Source organism: Clostridioides sp. ZZV14-6154, from assembly GCF_020657785.1.
In the GTDB taxonomy this organism is placed as follows: domain Bacteria; phylum Bacillota; class Clostridia; order Peptostreptococcales; family Peptostreptococcaceae; genus Clostridioides.
Genome location: NZ_JAGWCY010000057.1, coordinates 1 through 447, shown reverse-complemented (window position 1 = coordinate 447; position 447 = coordinate 1). Strand labels below are relative to the sequence as shown.

Genomic DNA, 447 nt, shown 5'->3' with positions numbered 1-447 from the left:
TCGAAGGTGGAATCAATAACTGGGGTGAAGTCGTAACAAGGTAGCCGTATCGGAAGGTGCGGCTGGATCACCTCCTTTCTAAGGAGAATTGCCTACTGTTTAATTTTGAGGGTTCGTTTTTACGAATGCTCAATTAGCACTTTGAGCAACGGGATTTATCCGTTGGCGTTGTGCATTAGCACTTTAAGCAACAGAATAAACTGAACGCATGTGAAGTTTGTTTGTTGGCGTTGTGCATTAGCACTTTAAGTAACGGAATAATCTGAGTGTATACGAAGGTTGTTCGTTGACGATGTGCGTTAGCACTTTGAAAACTGCATATATATATTTAGTGATATGACATCTAATTTGTAATATATAAAGCTGATAACTTTTTAAAATTATCGAAGTTGATAGCTTCTAATCTATCAAACCTTTTTAACTGGTCAAGTTATTAAGGGTGCAGGG

The 447-nt window shown here is 38.0% G+C and carries 1 rRNA gene; it reads left to right on the top strand.

The features are described 5' to 3' along the window. A 16S ribosomal RNA gene (locus KGF45_RS19680) occupies nucleotides 1-78 on the top strand; the annotation flags it as partial. Nucleotides 79-447: the final 369 nt, after the last annotated feature.